The organism is Paenibacillus sp. V4I7 (assembly GCF_030817275.1).
Lineage (GTDB): Bacteria > Bacillota > Bacilli > Paenibacillales > NBRC-103111 > Paenibacillus_E.
Map to the genome: position 1 here is coordinate 2,091,554 of NZ_JAUSZD010000002.1, position 22,612 is coordinate 2,114,165.

At 44.4% G+C, this 22,612-nt stretch carries 16 protein-coding genes; 11 read left to right on the plus strand and 5 right to left on the minus strand.

Annotated elements, in window-relative coordinates; all coding sequences use genetic code 11:
• Positions 1 to 21: 21 nt before the first annotated feature.
• Positions 22 to 1,404 carry a glycine--tRNA ligase gene (locus tag QFZ80_RS10755; RefSeq protein WP_307546814.1) on the plus strand — a complete coding sequence of 461 codons (1,383 nt, stop codon included), beginning with the start codon at positions 22 to 24 and terminating at the stop codon, positions 1,402 to 1,404.
• A gap of 51 nt (positions 1,405 to 1,455) precedes the next feature.
• Here QFZ80_RS10755 and QFZ80_RS10760 read toward each other — a convergent pair whose 3' ends face one another.
• From QFZ80_RS10760 to QFZ80_RS10780, 5 genes are all read right to left on the minus strand, one after another.
• The gene (locus tag QFZ80_RS10760; protein ID WP_307546812.1) at positions 1,456 to 1,947 is read right to left on the minus strand and encodes a cysteine dioxygenase; all 492 of its coding nucleotides are present in this window, start codon (positions 1,945 to 1,947) and stop codon (positions 1,456 to 1,458) included.
• 377 nt (positions 1,948 to 2,324) lie between these two features.
• Entirely contained in the window at positions 2,325 to 3,197 is an 873-nt protein-coding gene (locus QFZ80_RS10765) for an SDR family NAD(P)-dependent oxidoreductase (RefSeq protein WP_307546810.1), read from the minus strand.
• 323 nt (positions 3,198 to 3,520) lie between these two features.
• Complete coding sequence (locus tag QFZ80_RS10770; protein ID WP_307546808.1) at positions 3,521 to 4,489, minus strand: helix-turn-helix transcriptional regulator; 969 nt, start codon at positions 4,487 to 4,489, stop codon at positions 3,521 to 3,523.
• A gap of 21 nt (positions 4,490 to 4,510) precedes the next feature.
• On the minus strand, positions 4,511 to 5,404 hold the full coding sequence (locus QFZ80_RS10775) for a LysR family transcriptional regulator (RefSeq protein WP_307546806.1): 894 nt from the start codon (positions 5,402 to 5,404) through the stop codon (positions 4,511 to 4,513).
• A gap of 228 nt (positions 5,405 to 5,632) precedes the next feature.
• Positions 5,633 to 5,779, minus strand: coding sequence for a lmo0937 family membrane protein (locus tag QFZ80_RS10780; RefSeq protein ID WP_307546804.1), 147 nt, complete (start codon positions 5,777 to 5,779; stop codon positions 5,633 to 5,635).
• Positions 5,780 to 5,979: 200 nt separating this feature from the next.
• Between QFZ80_RS10780 and leuC the strand changes: the two genes are divergently transcribed.
• From leuC to QFZ80_RS10830, 10 genes are all read left to right on the plus strand, one after another.
• A complete protein-coding gene (gene leuC / locus QFZ80_RS10785) occupies positions 5,980 to 7,401 on the plus strand; it encodes a 3-isopropylmalate dehydratase large subunit (protein WP_307546802.1) in 1,422 nt (473 codons plus the stop codon).
• Positions 7,402 to 7,464: 63 nt separating this feature from the next.
• Complete coding sequence (gene leuD / locus QFZ80_RS10790; protein WP_307546800.1) at positions 7,465 to 8,070, plus strand: 3-isopropylmalate dehydratase small subunit; 606 nt, start codon at positions 7,465 to 7,467, stop codon at positions 8,068 to 8,070.
• 292 nt (positions 8,071 to 8,362) lie between these two features.
• Complete coding sequence (locus QFZ80_RS10795; RefSeq protein ID WP_307558798.1) at positions 8,363 to 9,796, plus strand: N-acetylmuramoyl-L-alanine amidase family protein; 1,434 nt, start codon at positions 8,363 to 8,365, stop codon at positions 9,794 to 9,796.
• A gap of 70 nt (positions 9,797 to 9,866) precedes the next feature.
• Entirely contained in the window at positions 9,867 to 10,448 is a 582-nt protein-coding gene (locus tag QFZ80_RS10800) for a GerMN domain-containing protein (protein WP_307558800.1), read from the plus strand.
• 29 nt (positions 10,449 to 10,477) lie between these two features.
• Positions 10,478 to 13,192: an S-layer homology domain-containing protein gene (locus tag QFZ80_RS10805; protein ID WP_307546791.1), complete on the plus strand. Its 2,715-nt coding sequence runs from the start codon at positions 10,478 to 10,480 to the stop codon at positions 13,190 to 13,192.
• A gap of 194 nt (positions 13,193 to 13,386) precedes the next feature.
• On the plus strand, positions 13,387 to 14,058 hold the full coding sequence (gene nth, locus QFZ80_RS10810; protein WP_307546789.1) for an endonuclease III: 672 nt from the start codon (positions 13,387 to 13,389) through the stop codon (positions 14,056 to 14,058).
• 26 nt (positions 14,059 to 14,084) lie between these two features.
• On the plus strand, positions 14,085 to 14,360 hold the full coding sequence (locus QFZ80_RS10815; RefSeq protein WP_029193089.1) for a hypothetical protein: 276 nt from the start codon (positions 14,085 to 14,087) through the stop codon (positions 14,358 to 14,360).
• A 78-nt stretch (positions 14,361 to 14,438) separates the two neighbouring features.
• Complete coding sequence (locus QFZ80_RS10820) at positions 14,439 to 18,140, plus strand: dynamin family protein (protein ID WP_307558802.1); 3,702 nt, start codon at positions 14,439 to 14,441, stop codon at positions 18,138 to 18,140.
• A 270-nt stretch (positions 18,141 to 18,410) separates the two neighbouring features.
• A complete protein-coding gene (locus QFZ80_RS10825; RefSeq protein WP_307558804.1) occupies positions 18,411 to 20,240 on the plus strand; it encodes an ABC transporter ATP-binding protein in 1,830 nt (609 codons plus the stop codon).
• Positions 20,237 to 22,084 carry an ABC transporter ATP-binding protein gene (locus QFZ80_RS10830; RefSeq protein WP_307546782.1) on the plus strand — a complete coding sequence of 616 codons (1,848 nt, stop codon included), beginning with the start codon at positions 20,237 to 20,239 and terminating at the stop codon, positions 22,082 to 22,084. Before QFZ80_RS10825 ends, QFZ80_RS10830 begins: the two co-directional genes overlap by 4 nt.
• Positions 22,085 to 22,612: the final 528 nt, after the last annotated feature.

Below are 22,612 nucleotides of genomic sequence, written 5' to 3' on the forward strand. Positions count from 1 at the left end.
AGCTGAAGGAGCGAATGAACAATGAGCGTTACTATGGATCAAGTTGTAGCATTAGCGAAGCACAGAGGTTTTGTATTCCCAGGTTCAGAAGTGTATGGCGGTTTAGCTAACACATGGGATTACGGTCCTCTTGGTGTCGAGCTTAAAAACAACATCAAGCGTGCTTGGTGGAAAAAATTTATTCAAGAATCCCCGTATAACGTGGGTCTTGACGCAGCGATTTTGATGAACCCGCAAGCATGGGTAGCATCCGGTCACGTTGGAAATTTCAACGATCCGATGATCGATTGCAAAAGCTGTAAAGCTCGTCACCGTGCAGACAAACTAATTGAAAATAAATTGGCTGAGAAAGATATCGAAATCATCGTTGATGGCATGACGTTTGACGATATGATGAAGCTAATCGTAGAGAACAACATCGTGTGTCCAGATTGCGGCAGCAAGGATTTCACGGATATTCGTCAGTTCAACCTGATGTTCAAAACATTTCAAGGTGTAACGGAAGCTAGCACCAACGTGGTTTACTTACGTCCGGAAACAGCACAAGGGATTTTCGTTAACTTCAAAAACGTTCAACGCACGATGCGCAAAAAGCTGCCATTTGGTATCGGCCAAATCGGCAAAAGCTTCCGTAACGAAATCACACCAGGTAACTTTACGTTCCGTACACGTGAATTCGAACAAATGGAGCTTGAGTTTTTCTGTAAGCCTGGCGAGGACATGAAATGGTTCGAGTACTGGAGAAGCTTCTGCCATAATTGGCTGTTGTCCCTAGGCGCCAAAGCGGATAACCTTAGACTTCGCGATCACAACGAGGATGAGTTGTCCCATTACAGCAATGCGACGACGGATATCGAGTACAAATTCCCGTTCGGCTGGGGCGAGCTCTGGGGTATCGCGGATCGTACAGATTTTGACTTAAAACAGCACATGGAGCACTCTGGTTCGGACTTCAATTATATTGATCCAGAAACAAACGAGCGTTACATTCCTTACTGCATCGAGCCTTCACTGGGCGCGGATCGCGTTACGTTAGCGCTTCTAATCGATGCTTTCGAAGAGCAAAAGCTGGAAGGTGACGACAGCCGTACGGTTCTGCACTTCCATCCCGCGCTGGCGCCGATTAAAGCCGCCATATTCCCACTTTCCAAAAAGTTGAATGAAGGCGCGCAGGCTGTATTTGCCGATCTAGCGAAGCATTTCATGGTGGATTATGATGATACAGGTTCTATTGGTAAAAGATATCGTCGCCACGACGAAATCGGTACACCATTCTGTATCACATATGACTTTGAGTCCGAAACAGATGGTCAAGTAACGGTTCGTGACCGTGATACAATGGAACAAAAACGGATGCCAATTTCCGAATTGAAAGCATTCATTGAGAATTCACTTCAATTTTAATACTCAGCCCCCTGTGAGAACGTCAATTGACGTAATGACAGGGGGCTTTTTTTAGATGACATAATCCAAGATTTCGCTGTATGGTAGGTAGCGTGTTACTCCCTGGAGAGGCGGGCTATATACATGAATGGAAACAGCAGGCTCGTGGAAAGGGTTGCTTAACTGATGAATTTGCTCGCTAGGAGCTTCAAAATATTCACCTGGTCCAATATAGTCATCTGTTTGGGCAACGGGATAACCCTCGGAGTCTAAGCGGTATTTGGTATTGACTAACGTTCCCTCAACTAAACAAGCGGAGCCGATGGACGAGCCATGGTTATGAATCGCCGTTGCCTCTGAAGCAGGTATGTGAATCACAATAACTTCGAGCTCTTTCGTGCTAAAGACGACATTCCGACCATAGGGTAGATGTTTGGGCTCTGTTTTATGAACAGGCACCTCATGAAGTAAGTTGTCTAAGGATTGTAGAGCTGCTTTAAGCTGTTCTAATGAAGGTTCTTGCAATTTACAGAATGTCTGCTCAATTGCTCTTAATAATGTCATGGTTTCCGCCTCCCGGGCTAATGCTATCTTTTTATCATTTTTTATTGGGGAATGGATAAGTTTTATTTATATATCATATGCTTTCGGAGGTCAAAGGGTTAGAGGAATCTGTGGAATTTTAATCAATTTGGTATGTAATCGGTCAGTGGACTGGGATTATTGCCTACTCTAGTGCGATTTCTTTAAGAGGTTGTTATGTCAAAATTAAAAGGTGGAATCGTGTTTTAAAGTGAGGATGAGGTTAATGTTGGTGGATCAATACAAATGTGATTGTCAAAGAAAAAGGCGATTGGAAAATTGCAGCTTTTCACAACTGCCGCATCCAACCGCCGAATTTTATTCAGAAATGGTTTATGAAGTAATTACATTCGAACGGCTTAAACCCGGAACGGAGGCAACCGTCTGCCATCGATATCCGTGAAGCCATACTGTTCCGCTAGGGCACCTACCTCGAGAAGCTGACCTGCCTTTTGACTTACATGAGGATCGGATGCCAAAGCGACGACTGCGCGACCGATATATTCCACAGATTCCGTCGGATGAAGTGCTTCAACTTTCATGAAATCAGGATCACCTGCTTGTAAGCCATAATGCTTATAAACGGCTTCCGTACGCATCCAGCCAGGTGCTAAAGTAAGCGCGGTAACATCAATATGGTTTGCTTTCAGATTTTGAGACATAGCGCGCGTCATATTCGCAACGGCTCGTTTCACCGTGTCATAAAAAACATTGATAGGGTAGTCGCCGCCAATGTCGGAGTAGACGCCTGTGTTAATCAGAAGACCGCGCTTTTGTTCGAGGAAAAAGGTAGACATCGCATATCGGCTTGAAACCATCTGAGCCTTCAGTCCTGCCTCGAACATTTTGTCCCAACGCGACATCGGCTGCTCCCAAAAGGGAACGGAGAAATCGACATCATCATAATCCTCGTATCCGCCCCAAGCATTATTGACCACAATATCGAGCGTCCCTTGTTCTTGTTTAATACGTTCGTACAAAGCTTTGACATCTTCGTCAATAGTATGGTCACAACGAACGGCGATTCCTAATCCACCGCGCTGCGTAACGGCTTCAGCGGTATCTTCAATCGTACCCGTGAGATCTATTCTCGTGGACTTCGCTCTCGTACTGCGTCCTGTCACATAGACAGTGGCCCCAGCCTCTCCAAGTGCTAAGGCAATGCCGCGGCCGCCGCCTCGACTGGAACCGGTAACCAAGGCAACCCGTCCTTGCAAGTTTTTTGTTAGCATTGTTGCGCCTCCTTAAAGTTTTTCGCCAGAAAAATTGGCATCGTAAGCATGAACATAGCATTTTCGCCAGAAAAACAGGCGGCATCATTCGCTTCGTGTGCTCAGTTTTAATGTTACATCGAATCCATGACAAATCTTGTCATAGTATTTACAGTGCTGGAGAGATGTATCGCTCGACTCAAGGAGAGGATGCAGAACTGATGTATTTTGTTCATCTAATTTTTTCGTTTTCGAGGGAATTTCAATTTATTCGTTTATTATGATGTACTTTTGCATCAAAATGTAAGGTGCAACCATTGCAGCGGTTACATTGAATCCAACTTTCAATTCAACTCATTGCCGTATGCATGCTGCATAGCACGAATTTGCTCACGAATCCAATTCACCATTTCCAAGGGCTCTTCGACTAAGGCGTCCGCACCCAAGCTGAGAAAATACTTCGAAAAGTATGATAAATTGCTTCGATGCATGTCTGTCACTAATAGTCCACTGCCATCATCATAATGTTCAATGTTAACGTCCAGTCCATTGCTACGCTCATAGGTTTTAACACCAGCTGGAGTCAGCTTCACCCGGAGCTTCATGGTCATAGGGCCTGCCTCACGCTCTTGGCCTGCTAATAGCCAGTCACCAATCGTGTAGTGTTTGAAACTTTTGCTCGGATGTTCGATTCTGGCTAGTTCCAAGCTACGTATACGATCTGCGCGAAATAAGAGAAATCCATCTTTTTGAAAGCAGTAGGAGGGGAAATACCAGAAGCCATTGGACGCGTAAATACCGATTGGCTGCACGACTCTCTCTGTGGTCCCATCTTTGGACGCGTAGGTTAGACGTAAAGGCCTTTCATCAATAGAAGCTTCCAAAAGCTGTTGCAAGTAGGGGGAACCTTGCGTTCGCGTAGGCGTCCAGAAGGATACTCGATCTTTAAGTGCATCGATTCTTACTTTGGTATCTGTAGGGAGATAGTGGTAGAACTTATTCAGCGCTGAAGTCGATTCCGCAGCAAAAGGGAGCGCTCCATAATATTGGAGCGACTGAAAGGCGAAGAACATCGCAACAGCCTCTTGTTCGGAGAACAGAATCGGAGGGAGCATCCGCTTCTTCAATAGGCGGTATCCCCCATGCGGGCCGAATTCGGTATAAAGCGGCATCCCTAGCTCGCTTAGTTCCTGTAAATCGCGGTGCATCGTGCGTTCCGAGACGCCGAATTCATCGGCCATCTCTTTTGTCGTGAACTGCATTCGTTCGTTTACCGCCATCATCAACTGAATTAACCGTTGCGTTTTGTTCATTGTTGGTTATACCTCCTTGTGCTAACCGATTGTTCGCATAACCTCTTTCATTGTGGAAACGAAAGCCTCGGCCGCTTTAGAGATGTATCTGCCTTTACGATAGGCGATAACGAGTGTGCGAGTAGGTCTGCCTTCAAGGGTGAGGTGAATGGGTGATAATTCGCTGAAGCTTCTTTTTGAAATTAAATAAGGGACGAAACCGATTCCCATGCCTGCAGCGACGAGAGACTGAACCGTTTCCATATTACTGGACTCGAAAACAATATTGGGAGTAATGCCTGCTTTTTGGCATAGTTCAAGTGTTAGCTTGCGAAATCCTTGCCCTTTTTTCAAAGCAATGAAAGCTTCTTTCTCTAATTGTTCGATCCTAATAGGTTCTTTACTTGCTGCTAATCGGTGCAGTGGAGGTACCGCGAGGACGATTTCTTCCTCCAGCAAAGTCTCATAAACGAGAGAATCCTCTCGCAAAGGCAAGGACAGTAATGAGATATCCGTTTGTCCATTCATCGTAAGTGTTTCTAAGTTAGCTGAGGTCTCTTCAACGAGTGTAATTTCAATATCCGGATAAGCCGCTTGGAACACAGGAACAACAAAGGGCAAGATCGTTGAACCCGTTATTGGCATACTGCCTACAACTAGGCGACCCTTTTTCATTTGTGAAATATCTTCCATTTCCTTCTTCAGCTGCTCGACCATGTCGAGGATTTTTTGTGATTTTTCAACAAAAAGAGAACCAGCGTGAGTAAGCTCAACGGAATTGGTGCTGCGCTGAAAAAGAAGGACGCCGATTTCTTTCTCTAGCTTGGATAGCTGTTGGCTTAGGGAAGGCTGTGCAATATGAAGTTTCTCCGCGGCGCGCGAGAAATTGCGTTCGATCGCGATTTGAATCGCATATTGAAGTTGACGTAATTCCATCGTAGGGTTCATCTCCTGATATGTAATAATCTTAGCTTGGTTTATTGATGCAGCCTATAAAGCATAAAGATAATATACCAGATTTTAAGCTTTGATATGAGAAAAACCTTGATTGAGGACTTTCAATAGTTGAGCATCCGTGATTAGAGGTACAAGCAAAAGCAGTCTGCGGACAAAATCCACAGACTGCTGTATGAACTAACATATAGGATCATCTATTAAGTGATGTTAACTGCCTCTTCTACCTGTTACCAAATTGAATACCAAAGATATGACGGCCAAAACGAGCAGAAGATGGATTAAATTCCCTCCGATATCAAACCCGATTCCTAAAGCCCACAAGACAAGAATCACTATAAAAATTGTCCAAAGCATAGTAACACATCCTTTTCAAAATGTCATAATTGCTTATGCAAGATACTAACCACCTTTTTCATATTCGAATCATCCTATAGGAATAATCTATGAAGCTTATAGTTATTATATCTTGGAGCTATGACGTTTTCCGTGCTAAACTACGTTATGAGGGTAAGACATTAACAATTAGAGCGGATAATGACAAGAGGTGACTGGATATGAGTAAAAAGACAATGTTTCAGAAGATTTGGGATAATCACGTTATTAACCAGGAAGAAGGCAAGCCCAGCGTAATCTATATTGATTTGCAGCTTGTACATGAAGTTACTTCACCGCAAGCTTTTGAAGGCCTTCGTTTATCGGGTCGCAAAGTTCGTAGACCGGATCTTACGTTTGCAACGATGGATCATAACGTGCCTACTAAGGATCGTTTCAACATCACTGATCCTATTTCCAAACAACAAATTGATACACTTTCGCAAAACTGCCGTGACTTCGGCGTTACGTTGTTCGACTTAGACAGCCTTGATCAAGGTGTTGTACACGTTATGGGACCTGAGCTAGGACTTACACATCCAGGTAAAACAATCGTTTGCGGCGATAGCCATACATCGACACACGGCGCATTCGGCGCACTTGCTTTCGGTATTGGAACAAGTGAAGTGGAGCACGTTCTTGCTACACAAACGCTGCAACAATCCAGAGCAAAATCATTGGAAGTACGCATTACAGGCAATCTGAAACCAGGCGTAACTGCGAAAGATTTGATTCTTGGCGTTATTGCGAAATACGGTACAGATTTTGCAACGGGTTATGTTATTGAATATACCGGCGAAGCGATTCGTGGTCTTTCCATGGAAGAGCGTATGACGGTTTGTAACATGTCCATTGAAGGTGGCGCTAGAGCAGGTCTTATTGCACCTGACGAAACAACATTTAACTATTTGCGTGGTCGTGAATACGTTCCACAAGGTACTGACTTTGACGCTGCTGTCGCAGAATGGTCAAACCTTGTTACAGACGAAGGCGCTGAGTATGACTGGGTGCTGGAGTTTGACGCTGATACCTTGATTCCGCAAGTGACCTGGGGAACTAGCCCGGGAATGGGGACGAGCATTACATCACTTGTTCCGGATCCGCAAAGCTTTGAAACAGAAAATGAACGTAAAGCTGCTGAAAAAGCACTTGAATATATGGATTTAACACCAGGAACACCAATGACAGAACTGAAAGTTGATTATGTTTTCATCGGTTCTTGTACAAATGGTCGTATCGAAGATCTTCGTGCTGCAGCGAAAATTGCACAAGGTTACACCGTAGATCCTAGCGTTACAGCAATCGTTGTACCAGGCTCCGGACGCGTTAAAATTCAAGCTGAAAAAGAAGGCTTGGATAAAATTTTCTCTGACGCTGGCTTCGAATGGCGTGATGCGGGCTGCAGTATGTGTTTGGCCATGAACCCAGACGTTCTGCAACCAGGTCAACGCTGTGCATCGACATCCAACCGTAACTTCGAAGGTCGTCAAGGCCGCGGTGGACGTACGCATCTCGTGTCTCCAGCAATGGCTGTTGCTGCAGCTATCAAAGGTCATTTCTACGACGTTCGTGATTGGGAAATCAAAGAATACCAACAAGCTTAATTTGGGCTTATTAAGGCTACGATGCTAGTTTTGCTAAAGCAAAACTTTAAGGAGAATGAAAACATGGAAGCTTTTAATCAACATACAGGCCTAGTCGGTCCTGTAGATCGCGTGAATGTAGATACAGATGCCATTATTCCTAAGCAATTTCTAAAAAGAATTGAGCGTTCCGGTTTCGGTCAATTCCTCTTCTTCGAATGGAGATGGGATGAAGCGGGCAACGTTATCGAGAACTTCCCATTAAACCAAGAACGTTATCAAGGAGCTTCCGTTCTGCTCTCCCGAGCAAACTTCGGCTGCGGATCTTCCCGTGAGCATGCACCTTGGGCGATTCAAGATTTCGGCTTCCGCGTTATTATCGCGCCGTCTTATGCTGACATTTTCTACAACAACTGCTTCAAAAACAGCATTCTGCCAATCAAGCTATCGGAAGAGCAAGTTGATGAATTGTTCGCTCGTACAGCGAAGCATGAAGGCTACAAGCTGAATGTCGATCTTGAAAACAAGACACTCACTGATGAATACGGCTTGAAAATTCAGTTTGATTTGGATGAGCACCGTCGTCAGTTCCTGCTGCAAGGTTTGGATGACATCGGCCTAACACTTCAACATGAAGAGAAAATCACAGCCTATGAGCAAGCTCACCAAAAACGTTTGGCTTATAAATAAAATGTGATCATAGAAGACGCAATCCAATGAGCTCTTGCATTGGTTGCGTCTTTTTTTGTTCTTGCTGCATGAACTCAGACCTAGCCGTTGGCTAGGTTTTTTTCTTCTTCTTTTTTTGCAACTTTTGGCAGTTTTCTGCGTCTAATAGATTACTAGATTGTCGATTGGACGGAGGTTTTGCTGTCGGGCATATGATTATTTTGATACAACGGACACGTTGCTGCTAGTTTTTAAAAGATAGATATTAAGAGTATGAGTTTACAACCCCAATTCCGACATTACATAGAGGTGAATGATGAAATTTCCTGCATTTTGTTTAATGCTGCTAGTTTGCATGCTGCTTCTCCCAACTTATGCGATGGGAGCCGAATCCCCCAGTGGAATTAAGCTTTATATGAATGAGAAAAAGTTGGTGTCCAACGAAGTCCAGCCCCGTATAGTAAGTGGCAATACGATTGTACCTGTAAGGATTATCGTTGAAGAAATTGGTGCCAAGGTGAGTTGGGATGAACCCACACGCAAGGTAACCATCGTCAAAGGCGATATGAACATTCAATTGGTTATCGACAGTAAAACGGCCCTGATTAAAGGTAAGAAGGAAAGTTTGGAAGTAGCGCCAATCATCGAAAAAGGCAACACGATGCTCCCACTTCGTTTCATTGGTCAACTTATGGGTATTGAATTTAAATGGGACTCTTTAACCTCTTCTGTTCATATGTTCAAAAAAGATGATTCCGATTCCAAACCAGTTACAGGACCCATCGATGTTGTAGATGACCACAATCAAGTAACGCCTCCAAAACCGCCGGTACCGGGTACAGGCACAAATCCAGGAACGATTACACCCGATCCTAATGCCCATTTGTTGACTTCGATTGTGCTATCTGAGAAGGAGTTAGCTGTGTTCGCGAAAGACGGCTCTTTAGTACCGACTATGATGAAATTATCAAACCCGAATCGCATCGTGTTTGACTTCCCTAACACAACTTTAGATCCTTCTCTCCAGAAATTGCTTGTAAATAATGCGGGGGAGCTGCCATCTAAGCATCCTCTTGTTGCGAAAGTGCGCTTTTCTAACTTTGCTGATAACCCTGCTACGGTGAGAATTATTTTGGATTTGAAAGGATTAGCAGACTATCGCGTTCAGCCTTCTAAGCTTACGAATCAATGGACCGCCGCGATAGTAGAGCATCAGTTAACCGTGGTGATCGATGCAGGGCACGGGGATAATGATCCTGGTGCGTTATCCATAACTGGCAAGCATGAGAAGGATTTTACACTCGCTACAGCGAAGAAGGTAGAGAAGCTTCTTGTTCAGGACAAACGTGTTAACGTCCTTATGACTCGCTCTGATGATACGTTCATTCCACTGGATGACCGGGTTTCTTTTGGGAACGACAATCAAACAGATCTTTACCTATCGATTCACGGAAATAGCGCCAAAGCTACGGTTTCGGGAACGGAAACGTATTATAACAGACCGGAAAGCTTAGCTTTTGCGAATGTTATTCATAAAAATGTGGTTGCCGCTGCTGGATTTCCTGATCGCAAGGTACGCCAAGCTGATTTCAGGGTCATCACCAAAACGAATATGCCGGCTGTTCTTCTCGAAGTGGGGTATTTATCCAATAAGAACGATGAATCTGCCATGTACAAGGAAGCTTTTCAAGACAAAATAGCGGCTTCTATCGTTGCTGCCATCAAAGAATACTTGAACCTCAAATAAGTGACGAAAGCCTTTAAGTGTATGCTTTCGAAGTTCGTTTTGCTAGGCAAAACGCTAAGGAGTGAGTGAGATGACCAAAACAAGTCGCCTATTTCATGGGGTGCTTCTTGTAAGTGCCATCACGTTGTCTGTAACCGCCTGCGGTCAGAAAGGTCAACTCGTCGGTGGAGCAACATATCAAGCTACAACCGAGGTGCCGACGCCTACAACTGTGGTACAAAGTCCTGCACCAACCCCAACACCAGAACCTTTAAAGCAAAAAAAGGTTAAAGTTTTTTACAGTGATCAGGACGAAATGAAACTTATAGAAAAAGAAGTCACAATCAGCTACAAACAGGACGCTGACGTGTATGAAGCTGTACTAAACGCACTCAAAAAGAGTGATGATCCTAAAGCGATTCCTTTATTTGATGATCTTACATTCACAAGCACTTCATTTGATAAAGTTAAGGGTGAATTGAAGATTGATCTCAAATTTGGTCCCAAAACGCAATTAGGCGCTCCGGGTGAGGAGTTGTTTCTACAAGCTTTGAAGAAAACCGTGTTTCAATTTCCAGAAGTGAAGTCTTTATATGTACTGAAAAACGGCAAACAAGTGGATAGCTTAATGGGGCATCTAGAGCTTCCGTATCCAATTAAACGACCTAATTAAATGTAGTAGCAGAGGAGTCTTAATCAACGATGAAAAACAAGAAATTAGCAAGTGCAATTGTTAGCTCTTTAATTATAACTAGCCTGGCAGGGACGCCAGTTTTGGCAGCAGAGTCAGTAAATACGACATCAACAAGTAATGTAAAGCTTTCTTTCCCTGACGTAAAATCGGACTATTGGGGCATTCGACATATATCCAAACTTGCTTTGGAAGGCATTATTGAAGGCTACGAGGATGGTGCTTACCGGGCAGAGAACTCAGTTTCACAGCAGGATGTCCTAATTATGGCTACTCGTATGATGGGCTTGCAAGGCGAAGTAGATGCAATGACAACAGCAACGGTGTTTCCAGATTTCATGCTGGTTGATAACTATGCGCGTAATTATGTAGCTATTGCTCTCCAGAAAGGCTTAATCTCCAACGAGGAAGAGAAAGTTAGAAGCCAAAGCGATAAGTCCAAAGATAAATGGGGCCAGCGAAAGGCAACAAGGGAATGGGTAGCTGAAGTAGTAATTCGCGCTATCGGGAAGGCAACCACCGCACAAAGCTTATCGACAACACCAACGGCTTTCAAAGATAATAATGACATTAGCAGCTCAACATTGGGTTTTGTTAATGCAGCTGTAGCTTTGAAGGTAGTTGATGGCTTTGAAGATGGCACGTTTCAACCTAAAGGGGCAGTCACGCGTGCGCAAATGGCGGCTTTTTTAAGTCGTTCGCAAAAGGAGCTAGCTACATTGCCTTCACGTGCAGTGAAAGGCTACATGACAAGCTTAACAAGTGGCACAATTGGCCTTATGGATAAAGACGGGAATACGAGTACATATAAACTTTCACCGAGCACGGTGTTCTATGGTAATAAAAATGATACGGCGATAGCTGCAAAAACGCTGCAAGAAACGTTTGAAGTTTCGCTCGTTCAAGTAAATGGAACAGCCTACTATGTTGAAATTATTAGCGATGAGCTTCAACTGGATATTCATGAGGGTAAACTGTTGAAATTGAATATGACTAGCCTTAAGGCAACTTTGGATGACTTTGAGAGCTATGATTTAGCGCCGGATGTCGCTGTAACTGATGCGGAAGGACGTGGCTTGAGCCTAGCTTCTATCGTCAATGGCAGTACGATTCAGTTGCGTAAAAGCAAGATCGTTAAAACCGATAAATATACGTCCATCATTGTTAAGCAGGTACCAGTTAATAAAACAGCAGAAGGCGCGATTCAAACGTTAAATAAAGATGCGATGCAAATTACGCTTCTTGACACCGTATCAGGCCAGCCTGAAACGTATGGTTTCTCTAGCAGTTTGATTGCGACTTTACCAGATAACAGCCTCGTAGATATCAATTCACTTCACGTTGGAGATTCGGTTGAGTATACGGTTAAAAATAGTGAAGTTGTGAAGATTGTAATTAAAAAGCAAGCGGATGTTGGTGTAAGTGTTGAGGGGACACTCAAAGATTTGAGTGATGACAAAACATATTTAACTATCACGAAGTCGGCAGGTGCGTCATTAGCAGCCTATTTATTAGCTGACAATGTTCAGGTACGTATCAATGGTTTAACAACAGCGAGCATTTACGATCTTGCACCTGGAGATCAACTTAAGCTGGATGTACTGAATAACAAGGTTACTTTGATTACGGTAACGAATCGTTCCATTGATAATTTATATTTTGCAAAAATTGATAGCTACAATCCAACATCGAAATACTTAACCGTGACCGATAATACAGGTAATCCGCATGTTTATAAAATGACTGATACTGTTTCTATTTCCTATGCTGGAACAACACTTCCCTTTTCGAGTTTCAACAGTACTTTCACAGCAGGTAAATATGTTGATTTATTAGTTTCGAAAAATGCTGTAACGCAAATTAAAATGTCCTCCCAACTTGATGGGGCATTAACACAATTAAATTTACAAACGAATGATATTACACTGAAAACAGACAGTGGTCAAAACTTGACGTTCAAACTTACCTATGCACCGCAGGTTGAGCTTGCAAATAAACCGAACAGCGCACTTTCTGACTTAAAAGTTGGTGATAATGTGAGTTTATTATTAAGCTTTGATCAGAATATTGTCACGAAAATTGTAACGAGTAAAACGGCACTTTATAAAACAATTTTATCTAATGTGAACAGCAAGCAAATTACTGTGACGGATGAGGCGAACACTTCGTATGTCATTTCCCTAGACGGTGTTCCAATCGTCAAAGCGGATCAAAGTGTAGGTTCTATTGCAGACTTTGCTATTGATGATTATGTGAAGCTGACGTTCAAAGGTCTAGCTGTTGTAAAAGCAGAGCTGATCAGTCCTGTACGCGGCAAAGTTACAGCTGTGGATGCGGCAAGCACAAGCTTAACCGTTCAAGATTTTTCAGGTAAAAGTCAAGTGATTAACGCAGGCAGCAATTTTGGCGTTAAACTTAATGGCGGCGTAGCATGGAGTTTCACTTCCATCAAAGTGGGCGATCGTGTTCAAGTGATGAAAGACGCTAATGATAAAATTATGATACAAGTTGCTGTAGGATCTAAACGGGAAGTGGATAACTACAATAACGTCGTGAACCAATTTTACTTCAAAGCGACAAGCTCCGGAGAAAAAACGGCTTATAGTATTTTCCCAAGAGCCTATTTCCATAAAGGAACAGATGTCGTGTCGGCATCATCCTTTGCAGCTGGAGATCAAGTAACTCTTTATGTGTTAGACGATAAAATTGTTGAGATTGAGAAATAAATTTGAACGAAAATTAAGTTCATCCGTCTGTATATTAGGAGCTTGACTTCTAAGGCAGGCGGTTTTTTTTCTAATTTATAAAATAAATATGGCGATTATTTAGAAAATGTTCGCATTTTGACGCTTTCAAGGATTGATTCTAACGCCACAATTCGCTACACTGGAGATTATTACGACCCTAAGGAAGTAAAGACATGACACAGAAGTTAGTAAGGCATATTTTGGATACAATCGGTGAGCTCTTTCCGGATGCACATTGCGAGCTGCGCCACAGTAATCCGTTTGAATTAACGATTGCTGTATTATTATCGGCTCAATGCACCGATGAAACCGTGAATAAGGTGACATTGGATTTATTTCAGAAATATAAGCGTCCTGAAGATTACTTGGCCGTTCCACTTACAGAACTGGAGCAAGACATTCGACGGATTGGATTATTTCGAAATAAAGCAAGCAATATTCAAAAGTTGTGTCAATTGCTGCTGGACAAGTTTGAAGGCGAAATTCCAGAGAAGTACGAACACTTGATCGAACTGCCCGGCGTAGGCCGTAAAACAGCAAATGTCGTCGTATCGAACGCTTTCGGGGTACCTGCTATTGCGGTAGACACCCATGTTGAGCGAGTCTCCAAAAGACTAGGATTAGTTGGCTGGGACGATTCGGTACTTGAAGTTGAAAGGAAGCTGATGAAGAAGGTTCCGCGCGAAGAGTGGACACAAACGCATCATCGACTTATATTCTTCGGTCGGTATCACTGCAAAGCTCAGAACCCGCAATGTACGATATGTCCATTGCTGGACAATTGTCGTGAGGGTAAGAAACGTATGAAACCAAGTGCAACTAGGAAAACTATTACAAACAAATGATATGCAGACAAAGGATGGGATTTGAAATGAAATGCATCGCCGTATACACGAATAGCTTTGAACTGTTCTCCGATATTTATGAGCAAGTGATTAATACACCCCTAGCCGATAATGAGGAAAAAGTCATTGAAGGTGTAACAGTCAGTGAATCCGGTGAAGTTCCTCAGAATTACATAGACAAGATGAAAACGAAATCTGAGGTCGTGGTTATGAAAGTAAAAGACTCCGACATTACGATTTTGCAGCATCGCGATGTCTTTGAGATTTTCTTGCCGGAAAAAGAAAAAGCCGTAATGTCCTAAAACCTAAATCTCCCTTTGGGAGATTTTTTTCTGTTATGTTTGGAGAGAAGAACGGATCATAAGGAGCGGAATGGACGAATGACGCAAATGGTGGATATAAGCATCTCGGTTATGCCGGATGCGATTAAGAACATGCAGGTTAAACTGCAAACAAAAGGGGATTACGACAACGCAAGTAAGCTAGGTCAGCTGCTTGATAAAATAGACGCTGGACGGATGAATATAGCGTTCTGCGGTCATTTCTCAGCGGGAAAATCGACCCTAATTAATCAGCTTTGTGGGCACGCCTTGCTGCCGTCCAGCCCGATTCCAACAAGTGCAAACATCGTGAGTATTCGTAATGGATCACCGGGTGCTCATGTTACGCATCGCTTGAAGGATGGTACATCAAACAATCCGGGCAAACCGAAAACAATTGCGCTTGAAGAATTAGAAGCGTATTGCGTCAATGGTACCGATATTGAAACGGTAGAGATTACGTATCCGATTCCGTTTCTGGGTAGTCAAACGGGACTGCTTGATACGCCTGGTATTGATTCTACAGATGATGCTCATCATCAATCTACGGAGTCGGCTTTACATCTAGCCGATGTAGTTTTCTATGTCATGGATTACAACCATGTTCAATCCGAAGTCAATCTCGCGTTCACGAAGAAGATGAAGGAGTGGGGAAAGCCGCTCTACTTGGTTGTAAATATGATTGATAAGCACAAAGAGTGGGAGCTTCCTTTTGCACAGTATCAGGAGGGGACGAAGCAAGCTTTTCTAAGCTGGGGCATCGAGCCGGATGATTTGCTGTTCGTGACCATGAAGGAGCCGAACCATCCGCATAATGAGTATGCGAAGCTGCAATGGCTCCTAAGTCGTTTGGTTGAGCGCGGTGATGATCTGCGAAGCTTCAGCATCGACGCATCCGCGCGTTATCTTGCAGCAGAGCACGGCAAGTGGTTGGCTGATCAGCATGAGCCGCAGAAAGCGGAGCTTATGGAGCAAATCAGCCAGGACGGTGACGTGCAGGAGGTTCAGGCGCAAGCTGCTGCGAAGCAGGAAGAGCTTGCGGCAGTGAAGGGACGGCCGGAAGCGTTAACGGCGGCCCTCCGTAAGGAAGTTGGCATGATCATCGAGAATGCCAATATAACACCAGCCTTGACCAGGGATCAGGCTCATGCATATTTGGAGAGCCGTAAGCCTGGGTTCAAGGTAGGCTTTTTCTCCAGAGCTGCGCAAACAGCTCTGGAAACGGAGAAACGTCTTGGGACGTTTCAGGCGGATTTGGCTGAGCAGGTAGAAGCGCAGCTGGATTGGCATCTGAGGGATGCTTTGAAGAGGGCTGCGCAGGAGCAAGGGCAGCATGATCCTGTCCTTACAGCGCAAATCGAAGCGCTGAAGGTTGACGTGACGATACATTGGCTTGCAGCACAAGTGAATGCTGGCGCAACCTTTGGCGGCGAATATACACTCAACTACATGAAGCAGGTATCCTCTGATATTAAACAGCAGTACCGCAAACAGGCGTTTGCGGTGATTGATCTGCTCGCGGCTGCAGTCCGCGAAGGGGGCGCGCAATTGGTTGATACGCTTGCGGTAGAGCTGGAAGCGCTGGGCGTACGCCTCAGCGCTTGCAGGGAACTGCAGCGCCTCGAGGAAGCCGAGGCGGAGGCAGAGGCCCAGCTGCTGCGCATGGTCAGCTGGCCTAGACCACCTGCGCCGGCGCTGCCGGCTGCGCAGCAGTACACGGGCATGGAGGAGACGGCAGCAGCCCCGCTGAGCGGGGGACTGCACGTGACCTCCATGGGCACGATCCTACAGGCCGCTGCCACGACTGATGACGCGGCCGCAGGCATTACAGCTGCGTCATCAGTGGAGGCAGCTGCAGTGCCTACCGTGTTCACCTCGGGTGAACACGGTAAGCGCATGGAGCGCAAGGCCGCCGATTTGCAGGCGGCCTCAAGCCTCATCGAGGGCCTGCCGTCGATGAGGTCGATCGCGCGCTCCATGCGCGAGAAATCGGAACGTCTGCGGCAGCGGACGTTCACGATCGCCCTGTTCGGCGCTTTCAGCGCCGGCAAATCCTCTTTCGCCAATGCGTTGATTGGGGAAAGAGTGCTGCCGGTCTCGCCGAACCCAACGACGGCGGCTATCAACAAGATCATGCCGCCGCAGGAAGGTTGGCCGCATGGCACAGCCAAGGTCAAGATGAAGAAGAAGGACGCGATTCTGCAGGACGTTCTCTATTCATTGGACATACTGGGCGTGCAGGCGATTGACATGCTATCTGCCCTAAAACGCATAAGCGCACTTTCTCCTGCGGACGTTACGGCCAAAGGGAAGCCGCATTATTCCTTCCTGAAGGCAGTGGAGAAAGGTTGGGCACTAGCCCAAGATCATTTAGGCACCGAACTCAAAATCACCAAAGACGAGTTCCCAAGCTATGTTGCAGACGAATCCAAGTCCTGTTTTGTTGAATTTATCGAATTATATTATTCCAATCCTTTGACGGAACAAGGCATTATATTCGTTGATACGCCAGGAGCCGATTCCATTAATGCCCGCCATACTGGCGTAGCTTTTAACTATATTAAAAATGCGGATGCTATTCTTTTCGTTACTTATTACAATCATGCTTTCTCGCAGGCCGACCGTGAATTTCTTTTGCAGCTAGGTCGTGTGAAGGATAGCTTTGAGATGGATAAAATGTTTTTCATCGTCAATGCGGCTGATCTTGCCGCTAGCTCGGAAGAATTAAATGGCGTAATAAAACATGTGGAAACGAATTTACTGCAGCACGGCATCCGAAATCCGCGTATTTATCCAATATCCAGTTATTTGGCTGCAGAGGGCAAAATAACAGGGAACGAAGCGCTGGTTACCCAATCTGGCATTCAGCCATTTGAGCAAGAATTCGTGAAGTTTACGTTCAATGAGCTTAGCGATGTTGCTATTCATGCTGCTAATTTGGAGCTGAATCGCGCGATTGCGACCATGCAGCAATGGCTGGAGCGTGCGCATTCGGGGGAGGAAGAACGGAAGCTTCAGTTAACCAAGCTCGGTCAAGCGGAGAATGCCGGAACAGAGCTTCTGGCAAATACCCTGTATGACGCGGAGCTCAAAGAATTAAAGAAAGAAATTCAGGAGCTTTTGTACTACGTCAAGCAGCGCACGATGTACCGCTTCGGTGAATTATACAATTACGCGTTTAACCCTTCGACCTTCCGGGATGATACTAGAGATCCGAAGCAAGCTCTGCAATCTGCATGGGGTGAGCTGCTGCGAATGATTGGCTACGATTTATCCCAAGAGGTGTTGGCTACAACGCTCCGGGTTGAAAATCGCATGAATCTGATTAGCAGCAGCCGTGTAAAACGGTGGGAAGTGCAGCTTGGTGAGTTGATGGAAGGATTCGAAAGTGGAACGTATGAATCAAGTAAGTTCGTAACACCTGAAATTACGTCTAAACTAGAAGTTCCTGATGTAAGCTTGAAGCTGCTCCATAGTCATTTCAAAAATACGAAGCAATTTTTCGAAGGCGATGGCAAAAGCAAGCTCAGAGCAGATTTAGAAAATCGGATGAATACGCCGGTTGCAGAATTTATCGAGCAGCAAACAATGGAGCTTGAACAAGCTTATGCGAATCAGTTGGAAAATTGGCTTGCAACACAGAAAAATCTGATGCTGCAACAGCTGAATGAACATGCAGAAGGGCTTCGCGATGCTCTTGAAATGAAGATTGATTTGAACGAACTTATATCCAAACAGCATCAATTAAAGGCTTTTGTTTAATGATTAAACGAAAGGGTTGGTCGGGTTCCATAGAACTTGGCCAACCCTTTTTTGCTTATTGCCATGTAAGGGCTTACATCGATGGTTATCGGGATGATTTTAAAGAATAGGGGGGATTCCTGCAAGTTTTTGTGAAGTTATGGGCATTTAAGCGTTTAAATCCTCGTATCCTCTGATTGCTCGCTAATAGGGATGGTGTTAAGATTCATTAGGTAATAAAACGCTTTCTAAGCTTTTCCAATTTATCCTTCTTGAGGAGGGGGCCCCAAAGTGGAAGTGTTCAGGCAACTGAAGCCGTATTTTTGGCCAGAGAAAAAATTATTTTTTGGAGCAATTTTATGTTTAGCGGTGGCAACCGCGCTCGGTCTCGTTTATCCGAATTTACTACGGTATTTAATCGACGACGTGATCACGCAGAAACAATTTGAGCTTGTCCCCAGATTAGCACTTGTAGTCGTAGTGGTCGTTTCAATGAAGGGGATGTTTCAATTTCTTCATGGCTTATCCGGAGGTCGTCTGGGTAACCGCGTCGCGTATCATTTGCGAAATGCGCTGTACAACAAGCTTCAGTACTTATCCTTTCAATATTATGATCAAGCGAGAACTGGGGACTTAATGTCTAGATTGACTGCTGATTTGGAAGCCATTCGACAGTTTATCGGCTTCGGATTTGCTCAGCTCTTAAACGTGATGCTGATGTTGGTTTTTGGCATGGGGATGATGTTCTCGATTAACTGGAAGCTGGCTTTACTTACGATGATTACGATGCCTTTTCTGGCATTTACCGCAATTCGTTTTGAAGGCAAAATTCATCCAGCCTTCCGGATGGTGCGTCAATCCCTCAGCACGATGACCACAGCTGTACAAGAAAACATTACAGGGGTTCGAACGGTGAAATCGTTTGCTCGTGAACCTCATGAAGTAACGAAGTTTTCAGCACGCAATGAGGATTATAAGGCCATGAATATCGAAACCTCAGGGATTTGGGCGAAGTATTTTCCAATCATGGAGATTCTGGCGAATTTAAGTGTCGTCACTTTGCTCGGAGTTGGCGGATACATGGTGATTGAGAATACCATTACACTGGGTGAACTCGTTGCTTGCTTCAGTCTCATCTGGTACATCATTGGACCAATGTGGGGTCTGGGCTTCCATATCAATAACTTTACACAAACCAAAGCTTCTGGCGAGAAAATTTTGGAAGTGTTGAATCATTACATGCATGTGAAAGATCAACAAGATGCGATTGTTTTGAAGAGTGAACATGTAAAAGGTCATGTACGTTTTGATCATGTCACATTTTCATATCCGGAAAAACAGCCTGCCCTTTATGATTTCTCAGTTGATGCTCCTCCTGGCTCTGTTATAGGACTCCTAGGCAGCACAGGCTCGGGTAAAACAACAGTAATTTCCTTGCTAATGAGGGCTTATAACGTTAAAGAAGGCAAGGTTATGTTAGATGGTCAAGATATTCGATCTTTACAAGTAGAAAGCTATCGCAATCAAATCGCTACAGTTTTCCAAGAAACATTCTTGTTTTCCTCTTCAATCCGCAACAATATCTCTTATGGTCGTAAAGATGTGACGATGGATGACATCATTCGGGCAGCTAAGCTGTCCAAAGCGCATGATTTCATTATGGAGCTTCCGGAAGGGTATGACACGGTTGTTGGCGAGCGCGGACTAGGCTTGTCTGGCGGTCAAAAGCAGCGGATTGCCATTGCTCGGGCGCTTATCAAGGATCCTAAAATTCTCGTTCTGGACGACGCGACAAGCGCGGTTGATATGGAAACGGAACATGAGATTCAAGCAGGCTTCGGCGAGGTTATGAAAGGACGTACAACATTTATCATTGCTCATCGGATTTCTTCCTTGAAGCATGCGGATGAAATTATTGTTCTGGATAAAGGTCGGATTGTGCAAAGAGGCACACATCAGGACCTGCTGCAGCAGGAAGGTCTTTACCGTCAAACCTATCATATTCAGTATGCGGATGGACCTCAGAAATCGGCTGCAAGCAGCCAAGCTGCGGCAACAAAGGATACGGATTTGGATACGTTAAACCATTCTCCATCGCAAGAAAGAAGGTTAGCACATTGAGTACTAATTCGGCGCAAACCGAGGCATCTGCCAAAAGAGAAGATTCCCAAGCGGGGCAACGATTCGTATATCAAGATGATGAACTGATTGAAAAGCCTTTTGATTGGGGTCAGTTAAAACGTTTATTTAGTTATATGAAGCCTTATAAAAAACAAATGCTGCCTATTATCATTATTATGATGTTGGTAGGAGCAATTACGAAGCTGACCATACCACTGCTCATTCGTGAAGCCATTGATAATTCCATCATTCCGAAGGATAAGAATCTACTTTTTCTAATCGTTGGGATCATGCTTGCCGTATATGTCATTCAATGGCTAGCCAATACATTCCGCATTAAATATACGAATATGATTGGTCAGCGCGTCATCTACGATCTACGCCATGATTTATTCAGTCATATTCAAAAGCTGTCGTTTCGGTTTTTCGATACACGTCCGGCAGGCTCGGTGCTCGTTCGAGTAACGAACTATGTGAATTCGTTGCAAGATTTGTTCACGAATGGTGTAGTTAACTTATTAATTGATGTTGTACAGCTTTGTGGCATTATTATTATTTTATTGACGTTTAATTTCAAACTAGGTGCAGCGATAATCGTGACGGTTCCGATTATGTTCCTCATATCGACTCAGCTTCGGAAAAAGATTCGTCGTGCCTGGCAGGATGTGACGATGAAGCAATCCCGTCTGAATGCGCATTTAAATGAATGTATACAAGGCATCAAAGTTACACAAGCCTATACACAAGAAAAAGAAAATATTCAATTTTTTACGAAAATGAATATGGTCAATCGTTTGTCTTGGAACCGAGCTTCGATGCTCAATCAATCGTTTGGTCCTCTCATTGAAATTACGGGAGCTGTTGGCTATTGTATTCTGTTTTGGCTAGGTGCTCATTTAATTCAAACGGAAGAAATATCGGTCGGTTTGTTAGTTGCATTCGCTACTTACATAGGCTATTTCTGGGAACCAATTACGCGGTTAGGACAAATGTATTCCCAACTGCTCATTGCAATGGCTTCAGCGGAGCGGATCTTCGAGTTTATTGATGAGGAACCAACTGTAGCTGAGATCGAGGGTGCTAAAGCTCTATCAAGTATCCAAGGGAATGTGAAGTTTGAGAATCTTGTATTTGAATATGAGCCTGGTAGACCAGCACTCAACGGCATTAATCTGGATGTACAGGCTGGTCAATCCATCGCGCTGGTTGGTCATACAGGATCGGGTAAAAGTACGATTATGAATTTATTATGCCGTTTCTATGACCCAAATGAAGGCAAAATACTTATCGATGGCCAGGATATTCGTCATGTAACCATCCAAAGCTTGCGTTCTCAGATCGGAGTCGTGCTTCAAGATACGTTTATTTTCTCTGGCACGATTCGGGAAAATATCCGCTTCGGTCGTCTAGATGCTACGAATGAAGAGATTGAGCTTGTAGCCAAGGCTGTTCATGCACACGATTTTATCATGAGTTTGCCAGCAGGCTATGATACAGAGGTTCAAGAGCGCGGTAACGTACTCTCGATGGGTCAGCGTCAGTTGATTTCCTTTGCAAGAGCACTACTTGCGAACCCGCGTGTTCTTATCTTGGATGAAGCAACGGCTAGTATTGATACGGATACAGAGCTCAAAATTCAGGAAGCTCTCAAAACGCTGCTTGCTGGTCGAACCTCCTTCATCGTCGCGCACAGACTTTCTACGATTCGGAATGCTGATAAAATCGTAGTGCTCGATCATGGGCGTATGATGGAGATCGGTAATCATGAGGAACTCATGAAAGAACAAAAGATTTACTTTGGACTTATTCAAGCCCAATACAAATTTTTACAGGATGCGGTTTAGAGTTTGAGAAAAAGCTGTTTTAACTGCTGTGGCGGTTAAACGGCTTTTTTCGGTGAATACAGCAAGCTTAGCACGGAAGGCTGTTGCTGGCGTTGATGGGAAATGGCTGGTGAAAGCTCAGATTTCGAGCATATCCGCTTATGCTTCATTTCTGATTCCGCCGAATGCATGGAAAACGGCTTCTCATCCTACATTTTTCGCAACGATTTTCGCTTACAATAGGCTCTGAAACCGAGCCTATTGTAAGCATCGACAAGTGAGAGCTCGGTTTACGAGCTTATTTCATAAGATAAGAATTTATATGTTTTGGGTGACAGAGAGGCAACCCTTTAATACAGGTGAGATAGGCCTGATATCCGTGCTGTGTGTGGCTTGTAACGATTTTTTACATCGTTACAGATGTCTCAGCCGTGGTCGTGCTGTAACGATGATTCTCATCATTGCAGATAAAAAAGCGCTGACATCCGCTCTGCGTGTGGCTTGTAACGATGTTTTACATCGTTACAGATGTCCAAGTAGCTGGGAGGC